A 7,230-nucleotide genomic window follows, 5' to 3' on the forward strand; every position below is an offset into this window, starting at 1 on the left:
GGAACCAGTGATTGGTTCCGGATTGTCCTACAGCAGAAGGATCGGTCAATGGATCCTTAACTGATCAGCATTGCACCCCTGGGGTGGCCTCTTGGTTGGTGTTCATTGCCCGGCGGGAGTTGTGGTCCCCACCGCGTGGCTGGGCGGGCTGGCCGGCATGGCCTGCGGTGATGGCGCCTCCAGCGGCGTTGCCGACGAGGCGGGCGCCTCAGGCGGGGTCAGGGGATGGCCTGGTGCCAGGGTTGCGCTGCCCGGTGTGGGCGGCTCGGTCAGGGCCGGGGCCTGGTTGGTGGAGGCCGCCCCCGAACTGGTTGAGAGGGTCGCGGCGGCCGGCTGCTCCGGCAAGGTGTCGGACCCCTCCAGTGGCGCGGTGCCTTCCTGGGGGCCTGCCCCATCGGTCGGTGTGGCCGCGCTGCTCGCCGGGGGCAAGGTTGGCAGGGCACCCGAGGTCGCCCCGGCACCGGATGCCGTGAGGGTGTCCGCCGGGAGGGTGGGCACGGCATCCAGCATGCCGGGATGGAGCTGGGCGATGCTGCCCGCCTGCATGCCTTCCAAGGTGAGGGTGGTTAGTGCCGGATGCAGCCGGGTGAACTGCTTGAGCCGCTCGTTCAGCACGTCCCGCAGGGTGCGCACCTCGCTCTCGGGCAGGCTTGCCAGCGCCACCAGTTCGGCGGTGACGGCGAAGGTATTGACGCCGCTGGTCTGCCCCGGATAGAGGTTGGCGCCGATGCGGCTGCGATCATAGTAGGGGTGCTGCTTGAGCAGCTTGTCCACCTGTTCCCCCTCGATGGGAATGAGGCGGGCCTGACAGCGGCCGGTGAGATCGCCGATGGCCTGATTGGGGTGACCGGCGACCACGAAGGCGGCATCCAGGGTGCCGTTGCAGAGCCCCTCCAGCCGGTTGCCGGGTGACGCCACGGGAGGCAGCGTGAAGTCGGTTGCCTGCCAGCCCATGGCGGCCAGCAGCGCCTGGCTGGTGACCCTGTCCCCGGAGTTGGGGGCGCCGACATCGACCCGCTTGCCCTTGATGTCGGCCAGGGTGGTGATGTTGCTGGTGGCGCTGGCAATCAGGGTCAGGGACTCCTTGTGGAGCCGCAACAGGCTGCGCAGCTGATCGTCCGGGGCCTGGCCCGCGAAGGGGCCGGTGCCGTGCACCGCATGGTAGAGCACATCCGACTGCATCAGGGCGAGCTGTACCTCTCCCTTGGCGAGGGCCGCCAGATTGGCGATGGAGCCCGAGGTACTCTGCACCGTGCAGTGCAGGCCGTGGCGGGCACTCTCCTCGTTGAGCAGGCGGCAGATGGCGCCCCCTGTGGGGTAGTAGACGCCGTTGAGGGCTCCCGTACCGATGGTGACATAGGCGGGGGAGGCGAAGAGGGAGGGCGCCAGCACGGCCGCAAGCCAGGGCAGGGCGGTACGTGACAGACGCAACAGGGCAGAGAAGGCGAATGGGCGCATAGTGGACCGAAACCGTGGCTGAACATGAGGAGGAGGCGGGCTCATCCGGTGATGAGCCTCATCTTATCCGTATCAGACGGGAAGCTGAACGGATTTTACCGCTTTTGCGCACACCGGGCGGCCTGGGGCCGCCGCCCGGGACGGTTCGCTAGCGGGTCTGGAGAATGGCTTTCTCCATGCGGGCCAGGGCCTCGGTGAGACGGGCCCGGGTGCAGCCAAAGTTGAGCCGCACGAACTGGCCGTTGCCGAACTGGGCACCGGGGGAGAGACCCACGCCCGCCTGTTCGAAGAAGGCGACGGGATCGTCCAGGCCCAGGGCGCTCATGTCGATCCAGGCGAGGTAGGTGGCCTGGTTGCGGGCCAGCTTGACGCCGGGCCAGCGGGCCACGGCCTGCTCGATCAGGGCCAGGTTGCCGGCCAGGTAGTCGAGCTGTTCATTCAGCCACTGCTCGCCCCCCTCATAGGCCGCCTCGGCCGCCACGAACCCCAGCAGATTGACGTCGGCGCTGATGCCGCGCATCGCCTGTTGCAGCTTGAGCCGCAGGCGGGCATTGGGGATCACGGCGAAGGAGCAGCACAGCCCCGCGATGTTGAAGGTCTTGCTCGGCGCCATCATGACGGCGGAGCGTTCGGCCGCCTCCGGGCTCAGGGCACCATAGGGGATGTGGCGGGCATCTTTGTCCAGCAGCAGGTCGCAGTGGATTTCGTCGGAGCAGATCACCAGGTTGTGGCGCTCGGCGATGGCGTCGATGGCCAGCAGCTCTTCCCGGGTGAAGACGGTGCCACCCGGGTTGTGGGGGTTGCACAGCAGCAGCAGATCCGCCGAGGGGGCCTGACGCTCAAGCTCTTCGAGATCCAGCACCCAGCGGCCTTCTTCCTCCACCACGGGGACGGTGAGCAGGGGGCGGTCATTGAAGCCCGGTGCCTGCAGGAAGGGGTAGTAGACCGGCTTGGGGGTGATGATGCCGCGCCCGTGCTGGCTCCAGGCCTTGCAGGCGAGATTGAGGCCCGGCACCACCCCGGGCAGGAAGACGAGCCATTCGGGCTGGATGGTCCAGCCATAGCGGCTGGCCAGACGCGATACGATCAGTTCGATGAGCCGGGGAGAGGGGCGCGAATAGCCGAAGATGCCGTGGGCGACCCGTTTGGTAAGGGCCTCCAGTACGGCGGGGGGAGAGACGAAGTCGGTGTCTGCGACCCACATGGGCAGGACATCCTGACCCTTGTATTTGTCCCATTTCAGGCTCATGGTACCGCTGCGATCTATTTCCCGGTCAAAATCAAACATGTTAAATCCTTGTACTGGCGCTGGATGGGCTTCCAATGTACGGACTTGGACGCCCCCCCGCAACCCTTGAGGTGGCTGTTGATAATGACATAAAATAGCCGCCGCCATACGCCAAGCCCGCCCGCATCTGGCTCCTTTTTTTCTTCCATATCAATGGTATCTCTATGAGTTTGCTGTCTGTTGCCCGCAAGAGGCCGGATCCCGTCTCTCTCTCGTTTCTCGCCGTGACCTTCATGACCGGGGTGGCGGTGGCGCTGCAGGTGCCGACCTTGAGCCTGTTTCTGGCCGAGGAGGTGCAGGTGCGCCCCTTCCTGGTGGGGCTCTTCTACACGGTGAACGCGGTGATCGGCATCTTCATCAGCCAGTGGCTCGGCCACCGCTCCGACAACAAGGGGGATCGCAAGCAGCTGATCCTGCGCTGCTGCTTTGCCGGCATCGTGCTCTCCCTGCTGTTTGCCTGGAACCGGCAGTACTGGTTGCTGGTGAGCCTGGGGGTGCTGCTGGCGAGCCTGACCGCCACCGCCAGCCCGCAGCTGTTCGCCCTGGCGCGGGAATACGCCGACAGCCGCAACAAACAGGCCGACATGTTCAGCTCGGTGCTGCGGGCCCAGTTCTCCCTGGCCTGGGTGATAGGGCCGCCCATCGCCTTCGCGCTCGCCATCGGCTACGGCTTCAAGGTGATGTATCTGGCCTCGGCGCTGGCCTATGTCATCTGCGCCTTCGTGGTGTGGCGCTGGCTTCCCTCCCTGCCGCTGCCGGTGATGGACAGCGAGGTGGAGCGGGTGAGCAGCTGGCGGGACCCGTCGGTGCGGGCGCTCTTCATCGCCTCCACCCTGATGTGGACCTGCAACAGCATGTACCTCATCAACATGCCCCTCTACATCACCCGCGAGCTGGGGCTGGAGGAGAAGCTGGCCGGTTTGCTGATGGGCACGGCGGCGGCCCTGGAGATCCCCTTCATGCTGCTGGCGGGCTACTACACCCGGCGCTTCGGCAAGCGGCCCATGATGCTGCTGGCGGTGCTGGCCGGGGTCGGTTTCTATGGCGGTCTCGTGACCCTGTCGAGCCAGCATGCCCTCATTGCGCTGCAACTGCTCAATGCCATCTTCATCGGCATCGTGGCCGGCATCGGCATGTCCTATTTCCAGGACCTGATGCCGGGGCGCGCCGGGGTGGCGACCACGCTCTTTTCCAACAGCATCCGCACCGGCTCCATCATGGCGGGGGCCATCGCGGGGACGGTGGCGGAGCTCTGGAGCTTCCACGGGGTCTTCATGGTGGCGGCGGCCCTGGCGCTGATGGCGCTGGCCGCCTGCTGGCGGGTCCCCAACGTATAGGGGATGCAAAAGGGAGCCGATGCCCGGAGGTGCCGGCACCAGTGCCCCGGTCGTGCGGGGAAGAAGCGGCCTTACTTGGGGTTGTCTCCCTGGTATTCGATGCGCAGGCAGCGCAGCAGCAGCTCGGCCGCCGGTCCCAGCGCCTCCACCGAGGGGGTGAGCAGGTAGGTGTAGAGATAGCGTTCGTTGCCGCCGGTGAGATCGAGCTGCACCAGCGAGCCCTCGGCGAGCTCCTCCTGCACCAGGTGGCGGGGCACCCAGGCGTAACCCATGCCAAGGCGCACCATGTTGAGCACCTCATGATAGTGGGTCGCCTTCCAGCCGGTGTCGTCCGCATCGTTCCAGTCCACCGAGCGGTGGATGGGGGGATGCAGGCTTATCTGGTTGTGGCTGGCCAGCACCTCGGCGGTGATGGGCTCTCCCTGCTCCGCAAGGGGGTGGCCCGCTGCGCACAGAGGAAGCAGACAGACTTCGTCCAGCGGCAGGCCGGTGCGATCCTGGGGCAGGTGCTCGGAGAGCATCAGATCTCCCGCCTGCAGCGCATTGAAGTGGCAGTGGATCCGCTCGTGCAGGTTGATGCGGCAACCGCGGCTGCGGGGGTAGAAGTGGGCCAGCGCCCGGTAGAGGCGCTCCCGCGGCTGCACCACGGACACATAGAGGTTGATCTGCGGCTCCCACTGCCGCTCCAGGTTGTTGGCCAGGTTCTCCAGCTCTTCCACCTGCTGGCTGAGCTGGCGCGCCCGCTTGAGGAAGATCTCCCCCGCCGGCGTCAGCACCGCCTTGCGTCCCCGCACCTCCAGCAGGGCCACCCCCAGACTCTGTTGCAGCTTGGCAACCGCATGATTGAGGGAGGATTGGCTCTTGTTCAGCGCCTCGGCAGCCTGGGCATAACCGCCGCAGTCCACCACTGCCTGAAAGATCCGCCATTGCTCAAACGTGCTCTTGGGACGAAACATAGTGCAACCTGTCTGGGGCCGATGGGATTCAACAGGGCGCGCCTTGGCACCCCCTCTTCACTGTAATCCCATCCGGTTGATTTGTTGATTTATTTGGGCTGGGCCACGAAGGTCTTGCCGCTCTGGCCCTGACTGTCACGCCCCATCAGGTAGAGATAGAGGGGCATCAGATCGGCCGGGGTCTTGAGGGTTTGCGGATCTTCCGCCGGGAAGGCGCTGGCCCGCATCCTGGTGCGGGTGCCGCCCGGGTTCAGGGTGTTGACCCGCACAGTGGTGTTCTCCAGCTCGTCCGCCAGCACCTCCATCATGCCTTCGACGGCGAACTTGGAAATGGCATAGGTGCCCCAGTAGGCGCGCCCCTTGCGGCCCACGCTGGAGGAGGTGTAGACGATGGACGCCTCGCCGTGCTCCTTGGCGGTCTGGCGAAGGAGGGGCAGCAGCGCCTGGGTCAGCAGGAATTCGGATTTGACGTTGACCTGCATCACCTCGTCCCACTCCTGCTCCTGAATGTGTTCGAACGGCGACAGGGTGCCGAGCAGCCCGGCGTTGAACAGCACGCCATCGAGGCGGCCGAACTGCTGGGCGAAGGTCTCCGCCATACCGCGGTAGTGGGCGGCAGTAGCCCCTTTCAAGTCCACTGGCACGATGGCGGGCAGGGGGTGACCGGCCGCTTCAATCTGGTCGTAGACCGCCTCCAGCTTGGCACTGGTACGCCCGAGCAGGATCACGGTGGCACCGTGGGCCGCATAGGTGAGGGCCGCTTCGCGGCCGATGCCGTCACCGGCACCCGTCACCAGAATGACCTTGTCCTTGAGCAGATCACGGGGGGCCTGATAGTCGAGCATGTGGACTCCTGTTAACAATGCCTGGCGGCTTGGCGCAACGAATCGAGTGGGCAAGTGTACTGATCCGGCCCGGCAGTTGACCAGTATGAGACGGCAAAAATGTGAATAAAACAGGGCGATAGCGTCGATCCCTCCGCCCTTGGCACGGGAGATGGCAGAGTTTTTGCGCGAGGGGGGCAAACTCCTTACTATGTGAAAAAACCGGACATTGAGCGGAGCATCAAGTGGCATTTTTGACCGAATACGGCCTGTTTCTGGCCAAGACCCTCACCTTCTTGCTGGCCATCGGCGCCGTCATCCTGATGGTGGCGAGCAGCCGCCAGCCCAAATCCCGCAAGGGGGAACTGGTGGTGACGGATCTCTCCGGCGAGCTGGAGCAGGGGCGCCATCAACTGCAGGCAGCCCTGGCGGGCAAGGCCGAGCGCAAGCAGATGGAGAAGACCCGCAAGGCCGAGCACAAGGCCAAAGCCAAGGGGGAGGATGAGCGCAGCCGGCTGTTCGTCATCGACTTCAACGGCAGCCTGGATGCCAAGGAAGTGGCCTCCCTGCGGGAAGAGGTGAGTGCCGTGATAGGCGTGGCCCGGCCCGGGGACGAGGTGCTGCTGCGCCTCGAATCCGGCGGCGGCGTGGTGCATGGCTACGGCCTGGCCGCCTCCCAGTTGCAGCGGCTGCGGGACAAGGACATCACGCTGACCGTGGCCATTGACAAGGTGGCGGCGAGCGGTGGCTACATGATGGCCTGCGTCGCGGACAAGATCCTGGCGGCGCCGTTCGCCATCGTCGGCTCCATCGGGGTGATTGCCCAGATGCCGAACTTCAACAAGCTGCTCAAGAAGCACGACATCGAATTCGAGATGCACACCGCAGGTCAGTACAAGCGCACCATCACCATGTTCGGCGAGAACGACGATCTGGGGCGGGAGAAGTTTCGCGAGGAGCTGGGGGCCATCCACGAACAGTTCAAGGCCTTCGTGGCCGAGCACAGACCCGGTCTCGACATCGACAAGGTGACCACCGGCGAGCATTGGCTGGCGAGCCAGGCCAAGCAGCTCGGACTGGTGGATGCGCTTTGCACCAGCGATGACTACCTGCTGGCCCAGGCCAGCCATCACAAGGTGGTCGGCATCCGCTACAGCAAACCCAGGAGCCTGACCCAGAAGCTTGGCAAGCAGGCGGCACTGGGGCTGGAGGCCGGCCTTGGTCGGCTGTGGCAACAAAGCCCCTGGCGCTGAGGCGTCTTGTTGAATGAAAAAAGAGAGCCGGGCATTGCCCCAATGCTGATCAGTTAAGGATCCATTGACCGATCCTTCTGCTGTAGGACAATCCGGAACCAATCACTGGTTCCG

Annotated in this window: 6 protein-coding genes; 2 read left to right on the forward strand and 4 right to left on the reverse strand. The window is 65.1% G+C overall.

The annotated features are described in order from the left end of the window. Window positions 1-102: 102 nt before the first annotated feature. Together PG887_RS21305 and PG887_RS21310 are read right to left on the reverse strand one after the other, a co-directional pair. Window positions 103-1,458, reverse strand: a complete 1,356-nt coding sequence (locus PG887_RS21305; protein WP_270822856.1) for a TAXI family TRAP transporter solute-binding subunit — start codon at window positions 1,456-1,458, stop codon at window positions 103-105. A gap of 148 nt (window positions 1,459-1,606) precedes the next feature. After that, window positions 1,607-2,746, reverse strand: a complete 1,140-nt coding sequence (locus tag PG887_RS21310; RefSeq protein ID WP_010673889.1) for a MalY/PatB family protein — start codon at window positions 2,744-2,746, stop codon at window positions 1,607-1,609. A 164-nt stretch (window positions 2,747-2,910) separates the two neighbouring features. Here PG887_RS21310 and PG887_RS21315 point away from each other — a divergent pair, with 164 nt between their 5' ends. Beyond that, complete coding sequence (locus PG887_RS21315) at window positions 2,911-4,083, forward strand: MFS transporter (protein WP_270822858.1); 1,173 nt, start codon at window positions 2,911-2,913, stop codon at window positions 4,081-4,083. A gap of 71 nt (window positions 4,084-4,154) precedes the next feature. Here PG887_RS21315 and PG887_RS21320 read toward each other — a convergent pair whose 3' ends face one another. Together PG887_RS21320 and PG887_RS21325 are read right to left on the reverse strand one after the other, a co-directional pair. Continuing rightward, a complete protein-coding gene (locus tag PG887_RS21320; RefSeq protein WP_201925134.1) occupies window positions 4,155-5,039 on the reverse strand; it encodes a LysR family transcriptional regulator in 885 nt (294 codons plus the stop codon). A gap of 89 nt (window positions 5,040-5,128) precedes the next feature. Continuing rightward, on the reverse strand, window positions 5,129-5,884 hold the full coding sequence (locus tag PG887_RS21325; RefSeq protein ID WP_042015611.1) for a YciK family oxidoreductase: 756 nt from the start codon (window positions 5,882-5,884) through the stop codon (window positions 5,129-5,131). A gap of 224 nt (window positions 5,885-6,108) precedes the next feature. On the opposite strand from PG887_RS21325, the gene sohB reads away from it, so the two are divergent. Beyond that, complete coding sequence (sohB, locus tag PG887_RS21330; protein WP_270822860.1) at window positions 6,109-7,116, forward strand: protease SohB; 1,008 nt, start codon at window positions 6,109-6,111, stop codon at window positions 7,114-7,116. Window positions 7,117-7,230: the final 114 nt, after the last annotated feature.

The organism is Aeromonas sp. QDB14 (assembly GCF_027707845.1).
GTDB classification, from domain to species: Bacteria; Pseudomonadota; Gammaproteobacteria; order Enterobacterales; family Aeromonadaceae; genus Aeromonas; species Aeromonas caviae.